The organism is Streptomyces sp. NBC_00457 (genome assembly GCF_036014015.1).
GTDB lineage: Bacteria > Actinomycetota > Actinomycetes > Streptomycetales > Streptomycetaceae > Streptomyces.
Window position 1 is genome coordinate 7,238,423 of record NZ_CP107905.1, and the last position, 21,354, is coordinate 7,259,776.

Genomic DNA, 21,354 nt, shown 5'->3' on the forward strand with positions numbered 1-21,354 from the left:
ACGTCACGTCCGGGTGCGTCCCGACGCACGTCCCGCAAGCAGAAGGAGGCGCCCCCGATGGCTCGTCCCGCCGACTGGAGCGCGCTCGGCCTCGGCAGTGACCCCACCCCGGGCGACGCCGCCCGGATCGACGAGATCATCACCTCGCAGGGCGAACTGGTCACTCTGGCGGACACCATCGACACCGGACTGACGGAGATCAAGAACACCACGGACGGGGCCTTCGTCGGCGAGACGGCGGACGCGCTGCGCAAGGTGATCGACGGCGATCTGCGCAACTACGTCTCCACGTTCCGGCAGGCCCACCAGGACGCCCAGGCCGCGCTGCGGACCTACGTCGGTGTGATGCGCGCCCAGCAGGAGCGGGCCGACGCCGCCCTGACCGCGGCGGCCGGGCTGGCCGAGGACGACGACGAGGGACGCGAGGGCCACAAGTCCACCGCCGAGGACGCGGGGAGCATCCTGTCGGACGCCGCCGAGACGGCGGCGTCCGCGCTGACCACGGCGGCGGAGAGCATCGCCTCGCCGATCGACGAGTGCGAGGAGTTCTGGAAGGCGCTGGGCTGGCTGGCGCTGATCCTCATCATCCCCGCGATCATCGTCGGCGGTCCGCTGGCCCTGTTCGCCATCGGGCTCAACGTGGCGCTGCTGATCAAGACGGCGGTGGACTTCTCCCAGGGCAAGGCGAGCGTCACCGAACTGGTGCTCTCCATCCTGGGCGTCATCGCGCCCACCACCAAGGGCATCAACGTCGGCGCGGTGTTCAAGGGGCTGAAGGGGGCCGGTGTCTCCGCCTTCCAGGGCGGCAAGACCCTGTTCCTGGGCGGGCCCAACGCGTTCGGGCTGCTCGGCCGGCTGACCCTCGGCATCGACGACACCTTCCGGGCCACCGGAGTCTGGCTGAACGGTCTGCGTGGCATCAACGGGATGAAGTTCACGCCCGGTCTGGCCTTCATGCCGGGACTCAAGGGCTTCACCCTGGGCGGGGTCGGCCTCGGCAAGGGCTTCTCAGTCCTCCCGGCGGCCACCGAGCTGACCGTCATCAACCTGCTGGGCGCGAAGAGCTTCTTCGCGGTGCGCAGCGTGATCAGCGGCCTGGGTGGCATCGGGAGGCTGGGCAGTTCGCTGGGCCACTCGATGCTGAACGGCGTGCGCGGGCTCAACGGGCTGCGGTTCTTCCTGCCGGTCGCCGCCGACGAGATGGGCAACGGCCTGCTCTTCGCGCTCAGGATCGGCGTCATCGACCGGGGTGTCTTCGGCATGTACCGGTACGGGGCCTTCGCCGGGGGCCAGTTCCTCGGCGCGTCCAGCAAGATCAGCGGGGCCGCGGCGTCGGGGCTCACGCTGCTGCGGCCCGGGGCCGACCTGGGCGGACTGTCGCACGTCAACCTGACCGGCTTCACTCCCACCCCGGCCGGCGGACTCGGCTCGGGGCTGACGAAGCTGCCGCCGCTGGACCTGTCGCCCTCGATCGGCAACGTCAACCTCACCGGCGGACTGAGCGGGCTCGGCGGGTCCTTCAACGCGCCCGTCCCCGCCATCGGCGCCCGCATCACCGACCTGCCGGCCGTTTCCGGACTCAGCGGTGTGCACATTCCCCCACTGGGCGGGCTCGGCGGCGTCAACGTGCCCCAGCTGAGCGGGCTCGGCAACATGAACATGCCGCAGCTGGGCCAGATCAGCCAGGTCGGGGCGGTCGGCACGGGCGCCTTCCGGGGCGCCGACATCGCGGTGGGGGACATCGCGGCGGTCGGCGCCGCCCGGATCGACGTACCGAGTCTCAGTTCGGTGGCGTCCGGTCCGACCGCGGTGCGGGTGGACATGCCCTCGGTGGACGCGCGGGTCACCGACATCCCCTCGGCGCACGGCGTCGGTTCCGTGCAGACACCGTCCGTCGGCCAGGTCGACGTCCCGGCCGTCGCCCAGGTCAACGTGCCCACGACGGGCCTCGGGCAGGTCAACGTGCCCACGGTGACCATGGGAGCCTCGCCGGACGTCGCCGCGGTGGGCGCGCACCAGGTCAACGTGCCGAGCCCCGGGGCGCTGGCGAACGGCCCCACGACGACGCGGCTGGACGCCCCGGGGATGGCCGCCCGGATCACCGACATCCCCTCGGTCAACGGCGTCGGCTCGACCCTGGGCCGGGTCGACGTCCCGTCGGTCGGCACCATGAACGCACCGTCCGTCGGCCGCGTGGACGTCCCGTCGGTCACGAGCGTGAACGTGAACCTGTCGACGGTGGGGCGGGTGGATGTGCCGGCGGCGGGTGGTGTGGGTGTGGCGCCGGTGGGTCGGGTGGATGTGCCGGCGGCGGGTGGTGTGGGTGTGGCGCCGGTGGGGCGGGTGGATGTGCCGGCGGCGGGTGGTGTGGGTGTGGCGCCGGTGGGGCGGGTGGATGTGCCGGCGGCGGGTGGTGTGGGTGTGGCGCCGGTGGGTCGGGTGGATGTGCCGGCCGCGGGTGGTGTGGGTGTGGCGCCGGTGGGGCGGGTGGACGTCGCGGCCACGGGAACTGCGAACGTGTCGTCCGTGGGGCGCGTTGACGTACCGGCCGCCGGGAGCGTCAACGTGCCGTCCGTGGGCCGCGTCGACCTCCCCGTCACCGGCAACGCGGGCGGACCGACAGGGGTCGCGTCGGACGTCCCGGCCGGGGCCGCCCACGTCGACGCACCGCCCGCATCCGCTCTCGGTCGGGTGGACGTACCCGTCAGCGGTACGCCCGCGGTGAACCCGGCGCCGGCGAACGCGCTGACCGCGCCCCCGGCACCGGGCGGGGTCCAGCACACCCCCACGGGCGGGCTCGACGGCAGCCCGGCCTCGCACGTACCACCGCCCGGCACCGGGGGACCGGCCAAGAACGGCGGCCTGGGCCTGCCCGGCAACGACAGCCTCCTCGCCGACCTGCCCCAGCTCGGCCGCGTCGACCTGGCCGCGTTCCGTGACCAGCACCGCACCATCCGCGTCTTCATGCAGAACGACCAGGCGCTGGACCTCCAGCACACCTTCACCAACATCCCCGGGCTGCCCCACGTCCGGGTCGAAGTCACCCCGACGGCCACCCAGCCGCGGGTCGATCCCCCCACTCCGGGAGTCCGGGCGACCTACGAGACACCGCAGGGCGGAGGCAACCAGTTCCTGCGGGTGGAGCAGGACCTAGGCGACGGCTCGGTCCGCCGGACCGACTACCACCTGAGCGCCGCCCTGAACCACCAGCAGATCGGCACCCAGGTCGTCCGCGGCATCGAGCTCCAGACCCTCCCCAGTCAGGCCCCGCCGCCGCACATCACCACGGCCGGACCCTCCGGAACCAACACCGCACCCGCCCACGCCGTCAACGTGCCCGGCCTGAACGGCGTCCGCGTCGACATCACGCCCGGCTCCCGGCCGAACATCGTCAACCCGAACGGCGTCCAGGGACTGCGCGCGGAACAGACCGGCCAGGGCAACGTCGTCCGTATCGAGCACGTCAACGGCGGCGAGACCCGCCACTGGGACTTCGACGTGGACACCCACGGCACCCGTCTGGTCGGCGCCGAGCACCAGATCACCCTGCGGGGCGGCCACTTCGGCGGTACGACGGTCGGCATCGACGTACTGCCGGGCGGCACAGGCGCGATACGGCACCTCGACGCGGCCGGGGCAGTCCAGCCGGGCGGCATCACGCATGTCGGCGGCGAGTACCGTGTCCCCGGGCCGGGCAACCGTACGGTCGTCTACGACGCGAACTTCGCGCACGCGTATGACGAACTCGCGTTGAGCGGTGGCGCGTTGAACGGCGGGGTGCTGCGGATCGATGCCAACGGCACGGTCGGCGTGGTCGGTCGTCCCGGCGTGAACGTCACGGTCCTGCCGGGCAACGGTGGTTTCCATGTGGGTGAGGCGAACGGCAACTGGCTGCGGGTGTATGGGGCCGACGGCGGTTATGTGCACCGGGTTCTGCCGGTGCCGGGCGGCAACATGGTCCGTTTCCCGGAGGGGACGCGTGCTACTCATGATCTGATCGACGCGGGCGGCACCCCGGTGCCGGGTGCCCGAGTGGAGCCGCAAACGACCGGTTTCCGGATCGAGAACGGTGTCGGTCAGCCGCACCTCGTGGTCAACGACCTGGGCGTTCAGACACACACGGCCCGCCCCCTGAACGGCGGCGCTGCAAACGGCGAGTTCGTCCACACGCCCGTCGCGGGCCAGCCCGGCGGGATCATCCGTACCGACGCGGCGGGGGCACCCCAGGGCGGCATCACCCACGTCGGCGGCGAGTACCGCGTCCCCGGGCCGGGCAACCGCACGGTCGTCTACGACGCCAACTTCACGCACGCGTACGACGAACTCCCGCTGACCGGTGGCGCGTTGAACGGCGGGGTGCTGCGCATCGACCCCAACGGCACGGTCGGCGTGACCGGTCAGCCCGGCGTCAACGTCACGGTCCTGCCGGGCAACGGTGGTTTCCATGTGGGTGAGGCGAACGGCAACTGGCTGCGGGTGTATGGGGCCGACGGCGGTTATGTGCACCGGGTTCTGCCGGTGCCGGGCGGCAACATGGTCCGTTCGCCGGAGGGGACCCGTGCGACTCACGATCTGATCGACGCGGGCGGCAACCCGGTGCCGGTTGCCCGGGTGGAGACACAACCGGTCGGCTTCCGTATCGAGAACGGCCCCAACCAGCCGCACCTCGTGGTCAACGACCTGGGTGTTCAGACACACACGGCCCGCCCCCTGAACGGCGGCGCTGCGAACGGCGAGTTCGTCCACACGCCCGTCGCGGGCCGGCCCGGCGGCATCATCCGCACGGACGTGGCCGGGGCACCCCAGCCGGGCGGCATCACCCACGTCGGCGGTGAGTACCGCGTCCCTGGCGCCAACAACCGCACGGTCACCTACGACGCCAACTACCAGCACATGTACGACGAACTCCCGCTGAACGGGGGCGCGTTGAACGGCGGAGTGCTACGCATCGACCCCGCCGGCACGGTCCGTCTGAACGGTCACCCGACCGCCACCGCCGTCCCCCAGCCGGGCGACGGCAACGGCTTCCGCGTCCTCCGCGGCAACGACCATGTCGCCGTGGACGTCAGGGGCAACCACACCGCCGATGTCCGGGAGCTGTCCGGCGGCACCGCCCCGCACGCGAACGGCGAGTTCGTCCACACGCCGGTCAACGGACCGGCCGTGCTCAAGCAGGGCGACGGCTCCGCCATCCCGAACTCCCATGTCACCGTCCGCGCCGACGGCAGTTTCCTCGTCGAACAGCCGACCGCCCTCCGCGTCCACGGGGCGGCGGACGGCCGCGTCGACATCGACACCGTCCGGCTCCAGGACGCGGCCGGTGTGCCGGTCGGCCAGAACGTCCGCGTCCACCCCGGCGGGGCCCTGGAGCTGGTGGACAACAACCTGGCCGAGATACCGAACATCAAGGTCACCGCGCGGCCCGGCGGCGGACACCGGGTGGAGCAGGCGGACGGCGGCTTCCGGCTCTACGGCAACAACGGCAGGCTCGACCACTCGGTGACCGACACCGGCCAGGGCGGCGTCTTCCGCGTGGACGACGGGAACGGCACGCACCTGTACGACACCGTCCGGCTCGGCGACGGCATCGGCACCCGGTTCCTGCGCACCGACCTGAACCAGCTCCGCGTCCTGGACGCCCACCTGACCCCGACACCCGGCAACGTCACCCGCGAGCCGAACGGCCAGTACCGGGTCGACGGCGTCGGCGCCTCGCACCAGGGCGAGTTCAAGCGGTACGACGCCGACGGCCGGCTCGACTTCCAGCGGATCAACGTCATCCACCAGGGCCGGATCAAGCCCGACCAGCACATCGAGGTGACCTACCCGAACCCGAACGCGGCCCCGGCCGGCGCCAAGCCGACCTGGCAGCGGATCCACCTGGACGCGGCCGGCAACCCGGTGCCACCGGCCGGGAACCGGCCCTGGTACGACGGCGGGACGGTCGACCTCAAGGGCATCGACCACGGCCGGGTCCGGCTGCTCGGCCACTCCGGCACCGAGGTGTTCGAGCGCCGCCCGCTGCCGTTCGGCAACGGCGGCTCCATCGACGCCTTCCACTCCGCCGCCGGGGTCGGCGCGTTCGGCCGCTTCAACCAGCGCGGTGTGTGGACCGAGTTCGACGGGGCCGGCGCGGCGGTCCGCTACGGCACCCGGCACTGGGGCGAGAGCGGCCGCAGCTACTTCGACGTCACCACGGTCCGGGGCGTCGACACCCGCGTCCGCCATTTCCAGCAGAACCCGGACGGCGGCCATGTGCTGGCGAGCCTGGACCGTTCGGTCTGGACGCAGAGCGCGGGCCGCGGCACCTGGCACCGCTTCGACGCGGACTACAACCACCTCGCGGAGGGTGCCAGGAAGTGGGGTCCGGGTCGGGGCTGGACGGACACCATGGCCCACCCGAAGACCGGCGTGGACACCGTGGTCCACGAGAAGTTCGGCCGCTTCACCCCGAGTCCGCACGACGTACGCCGCTACTTCCAGGTGGAGATGGGCGCGGACGGCATCCCCAAGCGGGACTGGATGTCCCACTCGCCGCACGGCAAGGAGAACGGCCGTGGCGTGACGCTGAGCAACGGCGACTTCCTGGAGACCCGCCGGATCGCCGAGCAGCGCCCGCCGTTCTTCGCACGCTGGGCGATGAGCGGGGACTATCGGGCCACCAGCCTGGCCGACGCGAGTTGGCTGCGCTTCGACGGCAAGTACCAGATCCACGAGTGGAAGCTCACGCCCGCGTCCGGCGGACTGCCGGAGCGCGGTGTGCGGTTCGTCAGCATGAGCGGTGTCACGACGGACATCGCGAGGAACGGACAGGTCGTCCGGGTGACCGGCAAGACGCCGAGCGGCAACGAACTCACCGTCGGCGACGTCCCGCTGCCGAACGGTGTCAACCGGCAGGCCAACTACCTGCCCTGGTCCGAGGGCGCGGGCAAGCTCGACGGCCACCGCACGTACGTGGCCGCCGACTTCCACGTGCCGCCGGGCCACCAGCGAGGCGACATCCTCTTCCAGGACCGCTTCACCCCCAACCGGGCCGACGGCGACTGGTACTCGCCCGACCCGAACAAGCAGTGGGAGGTCGCCCGCACCGGCCTCAAGGACGGCACGGTGATCGAGTACCGGCCCGCCCCCGCCGTCCGCCCGGACGGCCAGGCCGGCAACGGCGACATCGCCTTCCGGCAGAACATCCACGCGGGCACCGGCGACTGGACGAAGTACGACCCGCACGGCATGGTCGTCGGCCGCAAGGACACCTGGCCCGACCCGGCCGGCGGCGGCAACAACACCATCACGATCACCGCCACGGGCCCGGCGGGCGCCAAGACCCTGGAATGGCACGGCCCGAACGGCACCCACGGCATCCGGCAGACGCAGCACCAGCGGGGCATGGAGACCTGGGCCTGGGACAAGGAGTCGTTCCAGGACTTCGACGGGGGAAGGCTGATCCGCGAGCACCGGCTGCTCGGGGACGGCACCACCGTCGACGCCTGGCGTGTCAGCCGCGACCCGAACACCGGCGCCGAGACCTGGCAGTGGAACAAGATCGACCGGCACGGCAACGTCATGGACTTCGGCGGCGGCGCCCCGCACCGGGTGCGGAACTGGATCGACTCGAACGGCAACGTGCTCCCCGGCTGGCGGCCCGACGCCCGCTGGCAGGACCAGGTGGCCACTCCGGACCCGAACAACCCGGCCACCATCAACACCGTGACCGTGCAGGAGATCCCGGCCCGCCCGGCCACCGGACCGATCCACAGCTGGGCCACCGACGCGCCGTTCCGGGTGCGCGAGTACGTGCCGGACGTCGGCGGCACCTTCAACTCCAACGTGTGGAAGGAGTTCGACAACGGGATCGACATCCGCCGCAAGACCGATCTCGGCGACGGCACCTTCCTGGAGAGCGAGGAGTGGCACAAGCAGTGGCGGCGCTACGGCGGCCCGACCGGCACGACACTCCTGGAGCAGCGCGCCATCTCCGGATACATCTGGAGCAGCGACACCTTCGGCCGGACCACGCTCATCGGCCGTGAGACCAACTTCATCGGCGCGCTGGGCGAGTACCGCGGCTTCAGCCGGATGTGGCGCGAGCCCAACCGCTGGGACTTCGGCCGCAGCGTCGGCGGCGAGTCCGTGTACACCCCGTTCGCCGGGAAGGCCGCCCAGATGCTGGCCGTCGAGATGGGCCAGGAGTGGCTGCTCGACTTCAGCATGAACCTGGTCGTCTACGGCATCGTCGCGGCCGCCACCGGCAGCGAGTTCGGCTGGAACGACGTCGCCAAGGCGGCCTTCGGCGCGACCGTCAGCGCGGGCGTCAAGGGCACCCTCTCGGCCGGCCACCTCGCCACCTTCCGGGGCGGTCCCTGGAAGACCGGCCTCGGCCAGATGGACATGGGCCAGCCCTACTCCCGGCGCCCCAACGACGACAGCTGGCAGAGCGAGTTCGCGGGCAACGAGAAGGTCACCCGCTGGCGCGCGGGCACGTACGACTTCGGCCTCGGCATCTTCGGCGGTGCCCTCTCCGGCTTCATCGGCGGCAGCGCGAGCGCGGCGATCTTCGGCGTGAAGGACAAGGACGGCAACACCGTCCACCTCTACGGCACCGACGCGCTGCTGGTGGGCGCGGCCGGCGCGGCGGCCGGCGTGATCGGCGGCGTCACCACCGGCCTCGCCAAGACGATCATCACCCAGAACATCGCCGGCCGCTGGTACCACCGCCAGGGCTTCTTCGACATCTTCGTGGCGGCGGGCATGGGCAAGCTGGCCGACAAGATCTTCGCCAACATGTACTTGACGGGCGCGATCCGCGACTCGGTCGTCGGGGACGTCTCAAACAGCGGGGGCGGCGCATGACGGACCGGACCATCAGGGTCGCGCCCAAGGGCCGGGGCACGCACCGCAGCATCGCCTCGGCGCTCGCCGCCGCGCCCGCGGGCGCGGTCGTCACCGTCGCGCCCGGCGAGTACGAGGAGACCCTGCGGCTCGACCGGCGTGTCACGCTGGAGCCGGAGTACGGCCCCGGCTCGGTCGTCCTGCGGGCCCCCGCGGGCATCGCCCTCACCGTCACCGCCCCGGAGTGCCTGCTGACCGGCCTGGTGCTGCGCGGCGCCGACCCCGTGGAGGCGCTGATCCGGGTCGAGGACGCCGCCGGGCTCAGCCTGGAGGACTGCCGGCTCGGCCACGGCCGCATCGAGGTGCTCGGCTCCCCGGACGGCTCCGGAGCCGTCGCCAACGCCGCCCTGGACCTGGACAGCGACCTCGCCGCCGAGCTGGCGGACCCGCTGGGAGGCGGAGTCCTGGTGCTGCGCGGGACCCGGCTCAGCGGCGCCCAGCACACCGCGCTGCACCTCGCCGGGGACGCACGCGCCCGCGTCGAGGACACGGTGATCGAGTCGGTCGACGGCATCGGCGCCGTACTGTCCGGCACGGCCGTGCTGCTCGCCGAGCGGCTGCGGATCCAGGCGAACTCCGGATCCGCGGTGCGGGTGCGCGGCGGTTCACGGCTGCTGGTGCGCGACGCGCGCCTGGTGGGCGCCGGACGCAACGGCGTCCTCGTCCAGGACACCGCCGAGGCGCTGCTGGACGGGTGCCGGATCGAGGGCGTGGCCCGCTCCGGTGTCCAGGTCTCGCACGAGGCCCGGGCCGAGCTGACCGACTGCCGGATCACCGGGGCGGGCGGCCACGGCCTGGAGGCCGGCGACGCGTCCCGGCTGACGGTACGCGGCTGCCATGTGCTGGACCCGGCGGGCCACGGACTGCTCGCGGCCGGGGGTACGACGGTGACGCTGACCGACTCGCTGTTCGCCCGCACCGGCGGCTCGGCCCTGCACCTGGACGAGCGGGCGGTCGCGGTGGTGACCGGCTGCCGGGTGTCCGGCAGCGGGGAGCACGCCCTGGTGGCCGCCGGGACCACGCAGGCCGAGGTCACCCGGACCACGCTGGCCGGGGCGCGGGCGTGCGGAGCGCAGGTGGACGGCGAGGCACAGGTGGTGCTGGCCGCCGTACGCGTGGAGGACGGCGAGACGGGCGTACGGGTGCGCTCCGGCCGTCAGTCGCAGCTCCTGGACTGCTCGGTGACCGGCCAGCGGCGGGGCGGTGTCGAGCTGGCGGCCGACGCGGTCGCCGTGCTGCGCGGCACCCGGATCGCCGAGGTGGGCGGCGCGGGCGTGACCGTCGACACCGGGGCCCGGCTGGTCATGGAGGGCGGCTCAGTCTCCGGGTCGGGGGCCGGCGGCCTGGTCCTGGGGCGGAAGGCACAGGCCGAGGTGCGGGGCGTACGGATCGAGGGCACCGGCAAGAACGGCATCCTCGTCGGCGAGGAGTCCGGCGGCACCTTCGACCACTGCGATGTGTCGGCCACCGCGTTCCCCGCGCTGCACATGGCCCGGGGCGCCACCCCGCGATTCCGGGGCTGCCGGGTCTTCGACTGCGGTCACGACGCGCAACTCGCCGAGGGCGCCGAGCCGGAGTTCGAGGACTGCGCCGCGATCCGGGTCGGCACGGCCCTGCTCCCGACGCTCTCGGACCTGCCGACGGCCCCCGCCACACCCCGCACACCCGCGGGAACCCCGGCCACCCCCGCCGGGCCGGCGACCGGCACCCCCGGCCTGGCCCAGCACGGCGAGCCCGAACCCGAGCCGGAGACCCTGGAGGACCTGCTCGCCGAGCTGAACGAACTCGTCGGCCTGGACGGCGTCAAACGCGACGTCGGCGGCATGGTCAAGCTGATGCAGACCGTACGGCTGCGCGAGCAGGCGGGCCTGCCCGCCCCGCCGCTCAGCCGCCACCTGGTCTTCGCCGGCAACCCCGGCACCGGCAAGACGACCGTCGCCCGCCTCTACGGCCGCCTCCTCAAGGCCCTCGGCCTGCTCGCCCGCGGCCACCTGGTCGAGGTCGACCGCAGCGCCCTCGTCGGCGAGTACGTCGGCCACACCGGCCCGAAGACCACCGAGGCCTTCCACCGCGCCCGGGGCGGCGTCCTCTTCATCGACGAGGCGTACGCCCTGGTCCCGGCCGGGTCCGCGAACGACTTCGGCGGCGAGGCGATCGCCACCCTGGTCAAGCTGATGGAGGACCACCGGGACGAGGTCGTCGTCATCGCCGCCGGATACCCGGACGACATGGACCGCTTCATCGGCTCCAACCCCGGCCTGTCCTCCCGCTTCACCCGCAGCCTGGTCTTCGCCGACTACTCCACGGCCGAACTGGTCAGCATCGTCGAGCACCACGCCCAGCGCCACCGGTACGAACTCAGCACGGCCGCCCGCAAGGCGCTGGCCGAGCACGTCGAACTGATCCCGCGCAACGACCGGTTCGGCAACGGCCGCACGGCCCGCCAGCTCTTCCAGACCATGACGGAACGCCAGGCCATGCGGGTCGCCGAGCTGACCGCGCCCGAGGCGGCACAACTCGTACTGCTGGACGAGCAGGACCTGCCCCAACCCACCACACCCGCCTGACCGACCCCCGTCCGTCCCACGGCCCCCGATCCCGACCACCCGGAGCAACCCCCATGCCCCCGAAGCCCTCGAAATCCCCGCAGCGCTTCTCGGAGACCTTCGCCGGCCGACCCGCCCGCTCGCCCCGCGGTCTCGCGCCCGGGCGACGGGTCTGGATCAGCCTGGGCTGGGCCGGTGCCGTGGCCGCCGTCTGCGCCCTCGCCATCCCGCTGGTAGGCAGCGGGGCCCCTGCCTCGGACAACGGCACCGAGGTGACCGCGGCGAGCGGCAACTCGGCCACGTCGCCCGCTCCGTCGCCCACGCCCTCCCCCGAGTCCCCGCGCCCCTCCAGGACCCCGGCGAAGACCACGAAGGAGACCGGGATCCCGGACCTCGCTCAGGCCCCGAACCACCCGGGCACCGTAGCCACCGTCACGGCCACCGCGAGTAGCAAGCCACCCACCGCCAAGCAGAAGCCCGCCCCCGAGACCAGGCGCACCCCCGAATCCACCACCCCCGCCCAGGACTTCTCCCGCCCCGTCGGCCAGATCTCCGGCCACTACGACGGTTTCGTCGGCAAGTGCGTCCAACTCGTCGGCAGCGCCCTCCAGTTGTACGGCTGCGACGGCGGCTCCGACCAACAGTGGCAGTTCGCCGCCGACGGCACCCTCCGGAAGGACGGCCGCTGTCTCTCCCTGGCCGGCCGCTCCACCAGCGACGGCACCCGGGTCGTCATGGCCTCCTGCGACTCGACCACGGTCACCCAGTGGCGCTACAGCGCCGCCTACGACATCGTCAACGTCGCCGCCGACAAGTGCCTCGACGTCGCCAACGCCGCCACCACCGACGGCTCTCCGCTCCAGATCGCCTGGTGCTCGGGCAACGCGGCCCAGAAGTGGACGGTCCCCTGAGCGGGTCCGGCGCAGGCCGTACCAGAAGACGACGCCCGACTCACCGTCCACGATTCCCGGAGTAACCCTGATGCCCACACCGACACCGAAGCCCTCGAAGTCACCGAACGGCTTCTCGGACACCTTCGCCCGCAAACCCGCCCGTTCCCCCCGTGGTCTCGTGCCCGGGCGTCGGGTCTGGCTCAGCCTGGGCTGGGGCGGTGCCCTGACGGCCGTCCTCGCCGTCGGCATCCCGCTCCTCGGGAGTGACGTCTTCACCTCGGACGACAGCGACAAAGTGGTCACCGCGGAGACCGTCCCCACCTCACCCGCTCCCTCGCGCACCCCTTCGCCCACACCCACGCCGATGCCCACCAGAACCAAGTCCACCCCCACCGCCAAGGCCGTGGTCCCGCCCGCTCCGCCCGTCGTGACACCGGAGACCTCGTCCGCGGCACCGGTCGCGTCGCCGCCGGCCGCCGGTACGGGGTCCGGGGGCGACGTGACGAAGGAGGCGGCCAAGCCCCGGGTGAGGACCGCCGCGGTCGCCGTGCAGGAGCTGGCCACACGGAATCCGGGCCGGCACATCTGCTACCGGGCCTATGTGGAGAACCTCGGCTGGCAGGCCGCGGTGTGCGACGGCGCCACCGCCGGCACGGTGGGCCAGGGCAGGCCGATCAAGGCACTGAACATCGCCGTGTCCGGCACCAACGGCACAGCCGCCACCGCATTCGTCCACAACCCCGACTCGACCGACGGCAAGGGGCACTACCCCACAGGGTGGAAGGGCGCGGTCGACGGCATCGACAACTACATCGGCAGCAGCAAGAACAGCGCCCCGGACATGCTCGGTTTCGCCATCAACGTCGGCGGAAGCACGAGCGTCATCTGCCAGACCTCGAACGTCCACAAGGAGGGCTGGCACGGCATGGGCTGCGACGAACCCGGCGGCGAGAACCTGATCTTCGGCGGAACCCTCAACAACGACTTGTGGCTGGAAGCAGTCAAATTCACGGTGTGAGAAGCGCCCCGAAGGGGCGCGGGGCTGTATCGATATGCGGCTCCGCCGCGTGGGCGCGACCAGCAAAGCTCAAAGCAACCCCGCCGCAGCAAGATGCTTCCCCACCCGCTCCACCTCGTCCTCCGCCAACGGCACCTGCGGCTCCGCCGTCGCCCCACAAGCGATGACCCCCCGCAAATGCAGCGCCGCCTTGAACGCACCGAGCGCCGACGAGCCACCACCCATCCGCGCCGGATCGCCGACGCCCACCATGCCGAACAGTCCGCACAGCCGCTCCTGTTCGGCACGGGCCCGGTCCCAGTCGCCCGCGCGGCAGAGCCGGTAGAGGCGGACGTAGCCGTGCGGGTCGACGTTGGCGAGGCCGGGCACCGCCCCGTCCGCGCCCAGCGCGAGCGCCGCGTCGACGATCACCTCGGAGCCGGTCAGCACGCTGAAGCCGGTGAGTCCGGGATGGGTGCGGGCGCCGGTCACGACGGTGCGGAAGCCGCCCAGGTCGCCGCTGGAGTCCTTCAGCCCGGCCAGCACGCCGTCGGCGGCGAGTTCCAGGACCAGGTCGGCGGGGAGTTTGGTGTGGACGGCCATCGGGAGGTCGTACGCCACGACGGGTACGGGGGAGGCGGCGGCGATCCGGCGGTAGTGGCGGGCGATCTCCGCGCGGTGGGTGCGCGTGTAGAAGGGCGCCGTCACGACGACCGCGTCCGCGCCCTCCTGCGTCACCGCCGCCACATGGTCCAGCACCCGCGGTGTCGTCATGTCGATCGCGCCGGCCAACAGCGGCAGCCGCCCGCCCAGATGCGCCGCCACCGCCTTCACGACCAGCCCGCGCTGCCCGTCCGTCAGAAACGCGGCCTCCGAGGACGACCCGAGCACGAACAGCCCGTCCACCCCGCCGTCGATGAGATGGTCGACCAGCCTGAGCAGCGAGTCCACGTCCACCTCGCCGTCCGGCGTCAGGGGCGTGCAGACGGGCGGGACCACTCCGGACAGCGGGGTGGGGAGTTTCATGTCGGCTCCTGGTGCTCTTCCGGTGTCGGCAGCGCCCCGAAGGGGCGCGGGGCTGTATCGATTTGCGGCTCCGCCGCGTGGGCGCGACCAGCCACGACGGCCCCGCAGACGATCGACGGCCAATTGCCGCACTTCCCGCGGAGCGCTTAGCCCACGAGGTCGCGGGTCGGTCGGCCCTCCTCCACTGGATGGTGACACCGGAAGCGGTGCACAGGAGTGGACGCAACGGAAAATTCGGGCATCGTGTCGGCGCACTGACCGTCCGCCTTCCAGCAGCGGGTCCGGAAGGGGCACCCGCTCGGCGGGTGGGTCGCCGACGGCACCGGTCCGACCAGCGGGATCGGTTCGATCGGGTGCAGCAGCCCGGGGGTCGCCGAGAACAGGGCACGGGTGTACGGGTGCCGGGAACCCTCCGTCACCCGCTCGGCCGGTGCCTCCTCCACGATCCGGCCCAGGTACATCGTGATCACCCGATCGCTCATCCGCCGTACCGTCTGGATGTCGTGCGAGACGAAGACCAGGGCGAGACCCAGGCGCTCCTTCAGGTCGAGCAGCAGATTCAGAATCTGGGCGCGCACCGAGACGTCGAGGGCGCTGGTCGGTTCGTCCGCGATCACGAGATCGGGGTCGAGCGCGAGGGCCCGGGCGATGGCGACGCGTTGCCGCTGGCCGCCGGAGAGCTGGCCGGGGAGCGCGTCGGTCAGCGCCTTCGGCAGGCCGACCAGGGACATCAACTCCCGTACCCGGGCGTCCCGTTCCTTCGCTGTGCCCTGCCGGTGCACATCCATCGGGTCGCGCAGGATCTGCCGGACCGTCAGGCGCCGGTTCAGCGCGGTGGACGGGTCCTGGAAGATCATGCCGGTGTGCCGGCCGACCGTCGCCCGGCGTTCGGCGGGCGCCATGCTCCACAGGTCACGGCCCCGGAAGGACACCGTGCCGGACGTCGGCCGCTGCACGCCGACCAGCACCTTCGCCAGCGTCGACTTGCCGCACCCGGACTCGCCGACGACGCCGACCGTCTCGCCGGGCGCGATGGCGAGATCGGCGCCGGTCAGGGCGTACACCCGGTCCCGGGTGAACAGGCCGCCGCTGCGGGCCTTGTGGACGACATGCGTGTCGGACAGCTCGACGAGCGCGCTCACTGGGCGACCTCCACGTCCATCAGGTCGACGGCCGGATGGTGGCAGGCCGCCGTATGCGTGCGGGTACCCGCCAGCACGGGAGCAGTCGTACGGCAGACCTCGCTCGCCCGCGGACACCGGTCGGCGAACCGGCAGCCCGCCGGGAAGTCCGCGGGGGACGGCACGACCCCCTTGACCTGCGTCATCCGCTCGGCCGCGCTCTCCAGGGACAGCACGCTGCCGAGCAGCCCGCGCGTGTAGTGGTGGGCCGGCGCCTCCACCAGATCGGCGGTCACGCCCGTCTCCACGATCTGCCCGCCGTACATCACCACCACCCGGTCGGTGATGTCGGCGATCAGCGCGAGGTCGTGCGAGACGAGGATCAGCGCGAACCCCAGCTCCTCGCGCAGCCGGAGCAGCAGCTCCATGATCTGCGCCTGTACGGTCACGTCGAGCGCGGTCGTCGGTTCGTCGGCGACGATCAGCTTCGGGTCGCGGGACAGCGCCATGGCGATCAGGACGCGCTGACGCTGGCCGCCGGAGAGTTCGTGCGGATAGCTGCGCAGGGTGCGGTCGGGGTCGAGGCCGACCATCGTCAGCAGTTCATGCGGGCTACGGCGCCCTCCGCGTCGTACGACCTGCTTGAGCTGCGCGCGGATCGTCATCGCCGGGTTCAGGGACGACAGCGCGTCCTGGTAGATCATCGCCATCTCGTGGCCGAGCAGCTTGCGGCGCACGCGCATCGGCTCGGCGAGCAAGTCGCGCTGGTGGAAGCGGACTTGGCCCCGCACCCGGGCCCCCTTCGGCTCCAGGCCCATCACCGTCAGCGCGGTCAGCGACTTGCCGCAGCCCGACTCGCCCACCAGGCCGAGGACTTCACCGGGCTGCACCTCGAAGCTGATCCCGTCGACGATGTCCACGCCCTGGTGCCGGGCCGCGAAGCCGATGGCCAGGTTCTCCACGGCCAGCACCGGCTGAGCGCCGCCGGGCAGTGGCCGGGCCCGTGCCCGCAGCCGCGCCGCCGCCTCGGTCAGCCCCGGCAGCTGCACGATCTCCCCGCTGCCCGGCTCCGGCGCCTCCAGCCGGTCGTCCTCGTCGCGGACCTCGACCTCCCGCGCCGACGGTGCCGCCCACGCGTCGGAGACGCCCTCGGAGAGGATGTTCAGCGACAGCACGGTCACCAGCATCAGCAGCCCGGGGAAGACGGTCGCCCACCAGCCGCCGGTCAGCACCATGTTCTTGCCGTCCGCGATGACACTGCCCCAGGACGGGTCCGGCGGCCGGACGCCCGCGCCGATGAAGGACAGCGACGCCTCGAAGACGATGGCCTCGGCGACCTGGACGGTGCAGAACACCAGCACGGGCGCGGCGCAGTTGATGGCCACGTGCCGCCAGACGATGTGCGGGGTGCGGGCGCCGATCACCCGCTCGGCCGTCACATAGTCCTCCCCGTACTGATCGAGGACATTGGCCCGTACGACCCGTGCCACGGGCGGCGTGAACAGGAACGCGATCGCGCAGATGAGGACCGTGATGCCGCCGCCGAACACGGCGACCAGGACGGCGGCCAGCGCGATCCCCGGGAACGCCATCACCACGTCCAGGCAGCGCATCAGCGTCTCGTCGACGGCCTTGCGGGAGGTCGCCGCGATCGCGCCGACGAGCGCGCCCACGACGAGCGCGAGCCCGGTCGCGCCGAGCCCGATGGCGAGGGACCAGCGGGCGCCGTACATCAGCCGGCTCATGATGTCCCGGCCGAGGCTGTCCTGACCCATCCAGTGCTCGGCGGACGGATGACCGGTGCCGTCGACGGGCGGCTGCTGGTCGAGCGGGTCGTCCGGCGCGAGCAGCGGGGCGAACAGCGCCACCAGGACCACGACGGCCAGGAAGCAGACGGAGATCTTCGACAGCAGCGGCAGCCGGCGCCAGCCGCGCAGCCGGATGCCGGGCCGGGCTGGGGCGTGTGGCGAAAGTCCCGTCGTCCGCCCGGAGGGCGGGCCTGGCGGCGTCTGGTGCGTGCTCTCGGCGTGCCGGGCGGAAGCCCTCGTACTGGACGTACTTGGGCTTTCGCCCGGTGCGGCGAGTGGGGGTCCCCCCGGCCGGAGGCTGGGGGAGCGTGCCAGGCGTCGCCAGGCAGACGGGACTTTCGCCGCACGCCCCAGGGCGTCCGTGAGCCCCTTGCGCGTGAACATCAGGAGGCTTCCCTCAGTCGCGGGTTGACCAGCAGGTAGAGGATGTCGATCACGAGGTTGATGACGACGAAGCCGGTCGCGGTCGTCAGGACGACGCCCTGGACGACGGCCGGGTCGCCGTTCTTCACCGCGTCGATCATCAGCTTGCCCATGCCGGGCAGCGAGAAGATCGTCTCGATGACCACCGCGCCGCCGAGCAGATAGCCGACGCGCAGGCCGAGCACGGTGAGCGGATTGATCAGCGCGTTGCGCAGGACGTTCCGGCCGACCACGACGCGCGGCGGCAGACCGCTGCCGATCGCGGTGCGGACGTAGTCCTTGTCCAGCTCCTCGACCACGGACGTCCGGACGATGCGCGTGAGTTGGGCCGCCACCGGCAGGGACAGCGCGAGCGCCGGGAGCGTCATCGTCTTCAGCCAGCCGGTGAAGGAGTCCGCCGGGTTGATGTAGCCGCCGGTCGGGAACCAGCCCAGGTCGACCGCCAGGTACTGGATCATCAGCAGCGCCAGCCAGAAGCCGGGCGCCGCGACGCCGGTCAGTGACACGACCCGGATGATCTGGTCCGGCAGCCGGTCCCGGTAGATCGCCGCGGTCACGCCGCCGATCAGCGACAGCACCACCGCGATGCCCAGGCCCAGGAAGGTGAGCTGGAGGGTGAGCGGCAGCGCGGTCGTGACCTGGTCGATCACCGGCGCCCGGGTCAGTGCGCTGATGCCCATGTCGCCATGGAGCAGGGCGCCCACGAAGTCGACGTAGCGCACCGGGAGCGGGTCGAGCAGACCGTTCTCCTCACGGAACTCACGCAGTTGCTCGGGCGTCGGATTGGCGCCCTGGAAGAAGGCGGACGCCGGGTCGACGTCCGAGAACCGCATCACCAGGAACACGAACAGCACGATGCCGAGCATCAGCGGTACGAGCAGGGCGACACGGCGGGCCAGGATCCTGGCGATGGCGACCACGGACCAACTCCCGTACGACGTCGGTGACTAGACCCACTTGGCCTGAAGCAGGTTGATTCCGGGGTACGGCTGTGCCCTTATCCCGGCGAGTTCGTTGGGGTCCCAGGCGGTCATCAGCTCGTTGTGGACGACCGGGTAGAGCACGGCCTGTTCGGCGACGACGTCGATGTAGTCCTGGATCATCGTCTTCTTCCGGTCCCCGTCCGGCTCCCGGGTCGCCGCGTCCATGTCCTTGAAGAGCTTCTTGGCGACGGCGTTGTCCGCCCAGCGCGTGTACCCCATCCACAGGTTGGTGGGCCCGTAGTTGTAGTGCATGATCAGGTCGGCGTCGAGGCCGAACTGGTTGGGGTTCGAGGCGGCGGCGACGACCTGGTAGTCCTGCTTCTGGTCCATCTTGGTGAAGACGGCCGTGGTCTCCTGCGGATTGAGGGTCGTCTTCACGCCGATCGCGTCCCAGGACGCCTTGATGGTCGGCAGGCAGTCGACGATCCAACTCACGTTCACCGCAAGGATGTCGATCTTCAGCCCGCGGACCCCGGCCTGCTTCAGCAGCGCCTTCGCCTTGTCGGGGTCGTAGTCGTAGACCGTCTTCGCGCGCCGGTAACTGGGGTTGCCCTCGTTGAGGAAGGACGACGACGGCTTCCCGTGCCCCTTCAGCGCCACTTCCACCATCTTCTCGGTGTCGATGGCGTAGTGCAGCGCCTGCCTCACCCGCACGTCGTCGAAGGGCTTGTGCTTGGTGTTGAACATCAGGAACAGGTTGTTCATCCCGGCCCCGCCCGCGACCGTGAGCCCGCCGCTCTTGAGCTGGCCGATGTTGGCGTACGGGATGTTGTCGGCGATCTGCGCGCCCGCGCTGGCGCCGGAGATGCGGGCGACGCGCGGGGCGGCGTCCACGATCGTCAGCCAGTTCATCTTCTGGAAGGTGGCCTTGCGCGGGCCGTTGTAGTCGGCGTACGCCTCGAAGGTGGTGTTGGACTTCGGGTGGTGCGCGGTCTGCCGGTACGGTCCCGAGCCGATCGCCTTGCCCCTGATCGCGTCGTCGAAGGCACCCGGCTGCGAGAACACGTGCTTCGGCATGATCTTGGCGAGGGTGAGCCGCGAAATCCCTTCCGGGAAGGGGAACTTGAGCACCAACTCGACGTTCTGCGCGTCGATCTTCCGGACTTCCTTCAGCCAGCTCGCGAAGAACCCCTTGGCCAGGGTCTGGGTCTTCGGGTCGAGGATCCGGTCGAAGACGAACACCACGTCGTCGGCGGTGACCGGCTTCCCGTCGTGGAAGGTGGCCCCCGCCCGCAGCGTGAACTTCCAGGACGTGCTGTTCGGGTCGCCCGGCACCTGCGTCGCGAGCGCCGCGTACGGCTCGCGGGAGATCGGGTCGGTGTCGAGCAGCCCTTCGTAGATGTGGTTGTTGGCGGCCATGCAGAACGCCGACGCGGTCTGCATGGGATCCCAGCTGCCGTCGTTGCCATAGCCGATGACCGCGGTCAGAGTGCGGTTCTTGCCGCTGCCGCCGGTGTCATTGGTCGACTCCGGGCCCGATGAACAGGCCGACAGCGACGCGGTGACGGCGGCGGACGCTCCCAGCGCGCCGGTGTACTTCAGGAACGTCCGGCGATGCAGCGCCGGCATGTCGTCGGTCACGTCGCGCACGGTTCCTCCAGCGAGATGAGGGTGGGGGTACGAGAGGACGGGCGGAAAATATGAGGAGATACGACGTCCTACGTCCTGCAGTCAGCGCGACCATAGGAGGGGCTGTGAGGGCGGTCAAGGGAACGCACACGAATGGCGTATATGCCAGAGGTCGGACCAATGGCGCTGTGCCGTGCCGATGTTGACGAACCGTCATCGGTGAGACGTGGGACGTGGGACGTCCCGGGCGCGTACGATGCGGCGCATGTCCTCGGAGCCCAGGAACAGCCGGATACAGCGCGAGGTCGTACAGCTGATCCTCGACCGCAAGCTCCGGGTCGGTGCGCCGCTGCCCACCGAGACCGAGCTGATGGCCGACCTCGGCGTCAGCCGCAACTCCGTCCGCGAGGCCCTCAAGGCGCTCCAGGCGCTCGACATCGTGGAGATCCGGCACGGCTTCGGCACGTACGTCGGACAGGCCTCCCTGACGCCTCTGATCGACGGGCTGACCTTCCGCACACTGGCCCGGCACGAGGGCGACGCCGACGCGCTCGCCGACATCCTCCAAGTCCGCGAGGTGCTGGAGGAAGGGCTGATCCGGCGAGTGGCGCCGCTGCTCACCGACGCCGACCTGGACCGCCTCGAGTCCGTGGTGGACCGCATGGAGGCCGCGGGCCGGGCCGGTACGCCCTTCGCCGAACTCGACCGGGAATTCCACGAGTTGCTCTACGCCTCGCTCGGCAACGCCCTCGTGCCGCAGCTGCTCGGCGCCTTCTGGACCGTCTTCCGCCGGGTGGCCGGCGCCCTCGGCCGCCCCAACGAACCCGCACCGGAACTCACCGTCAGCCGCCACCGCGACATCGTCACAGCCCTGCGCGCCCACGACGTCGAGGGCGCGCAGCGCGCGATGGCCGTCCACTTCCAGGGAATCGAGGCGCGGGCGGCGGCGCCGGCGGGGCCCACCGGGTGAGCCGGCCGGCGGGGGGCGCCGTCCCCTGTGCGGCGCCCCCGTGGACAGTGTTCGTGCCACGGAAGCCTCTGGATGTGATCGAGGCCGAACCTCATACCTTGGTTGCCGTGCCATAGACCTTCGGGCGAC

General features: G+C 71.6%; 10 protein-coding genes. 5 read left to right on the plus strand and 5 right to left on the minus strand.

Going from position 1 to position 21,354, the window contains the following annotated elements; genetic code table 11:
- Nucleotides 1-57 precede the first annotated feature (57 nt).
- From OG828_RS32990 to OG828_RS33005, 4 genes are all read left to right on the plus strand, one after another.
- A complete protein-coding gene (locus tag OG828_RS32990; RefSeq protein ID WP_328503198.1) occupies nucleotides 58-8,850 on the plus strand; it encodes a hypothetical protein in 8,793 nt (2,930 codons plus the stop codon).
- Nucleotides 8,847-11,456, plus strand: a complete 2,610-nt coding sequence (locus OG828_RS32995; RefSeq protein ID WP_328503199.1) for a right-handed parallel beta-helix repeat-containing protein — start codon at nucleotides 8,847-8,849, stop codon at nucleotides 11,454-11,456. The genes OG828_RS32990 and OG828_RS32995 overlap by 4 nt, the downstream gene beginning before the upstream one ends.
- Nucleotides 11,457-11,509: 53 nt before the next feature.
- Nucleotides 11,510-12,346 carry an RICIN domain-containing protein gene (locus tag OG828_RS33000; protein ID WP_328503200.1) on the plus strand — a complete coding sequence of 279 codons (837 nt, stop codon included), beginning with the start codon at nucleotides 11,510-11,512 and terminating at the stop codon, nucleotides 12,344-12,346.
- A gap of 70 nt (nucleotides 12,347-12,416) precedes the next feature.
- Entirely contained in the window at nucleotides 12,417-13,346 is a 930-nt protein-coding gene (locus tag OG828_RS33005) for a hypothetical protein (protein ID WP_328503201.1), read from the plus strand.
- 69 nt (nucleotides 13,347-13,415) lie between these two features.
- Here the strand turns inward: OG828_RS33005 and OG828_RS33010 are convergent, their stop codons facing one another.
- The 5 genes from OG828_RS33010 to OG828_RS33030 form a co-directional block, all read right to left on the minus strand.
- Nucleotides 13,416-14,351: a dihydrodipicolinate synthase family protein gene (locus OG828_RS33010; RefSeq protein WP_328503202.1), complete on the minus strand. Its 936-nt coding sequence runs from the start codon at nucleotides 14,349-14,351 to the stop codon at nucleotides 13,416-13,418.
- 146 nt (nucleotides 14,352-14,497) lie between these two features.
- Nucleotides 14,498-15,493 (minus strand): ABC transporter ATP-binding protein, encoded by a 996-nt coding sequence (locus tag OG828_RS33015; protein WP_328503203.1) that lies wholly within the window; start codon nucleotides 15,491-15,493, stop codon nucleotides 14,498-14,500.
- Nucleotides 15,490-17,664, minus strand: a complete 2,175-nt coding sequence (locus OG828_RS33020; RefSeq protein ID WP_328503204.1) for a dipeptide/oligopeptide/nickel ABC transporter permease/ATP-binding protein — start codon at nucleotides 17,662-17,664, stop codon at nucleotides 15,490-15,492. The genes OG828_RS33015 and OG828_RS33020 overlap by 4 nt, the downstream gene beginning before the upstream one ends.
- On the minus strand, nucleotides 17,664-18,623 hold the full coding sequence (locus tag OG828_RS33025) for an ABC transporter permease (RefSeq protein WP_301980884.1): 960 nt from the start codon (nucleotides 18,621-18,623) through the stop codon (nucleotides 17,664-17,666). Before OG828_RS33025 ends, OG828_RS33020 begins: the two co-directional genes overlap by 1 nt.
- Nucleotides 18,624-18,650: 27 nt before the next feature.
- Nucleotides 18,651-20,276, minus strand: coding sequence for an ABC transporter substrate-binding protein (locus tag OG828_RS33030; protein ID WP_328503205.1), 1,626 nt, complete (start codon nucleotides 20,274-20,276; stop codon nucleotides 18,651-18,653).
- Between the two features lie 235 nt (nucleotides 20,277-20,511).
- Here OG828_RS33030 and OG828_RS33035 point away from each other — a divergent pair, with 235 nt between their 5' ends.
- Nucleotides 20,512-21,225, plus strand: a complete 714-nt coding sequence (locus OG828_RS33035) for a FadR/GntR family transcriptional regulator (RefSeq protein WP_328503206.1) — start codon at nucleotides 20,512-20,514, stop codon at nucleotides 21,223-21,225.
- The last annotated feature ends 129 nt before the right edge of the window (nucleotides 21,226-21,354 follow it).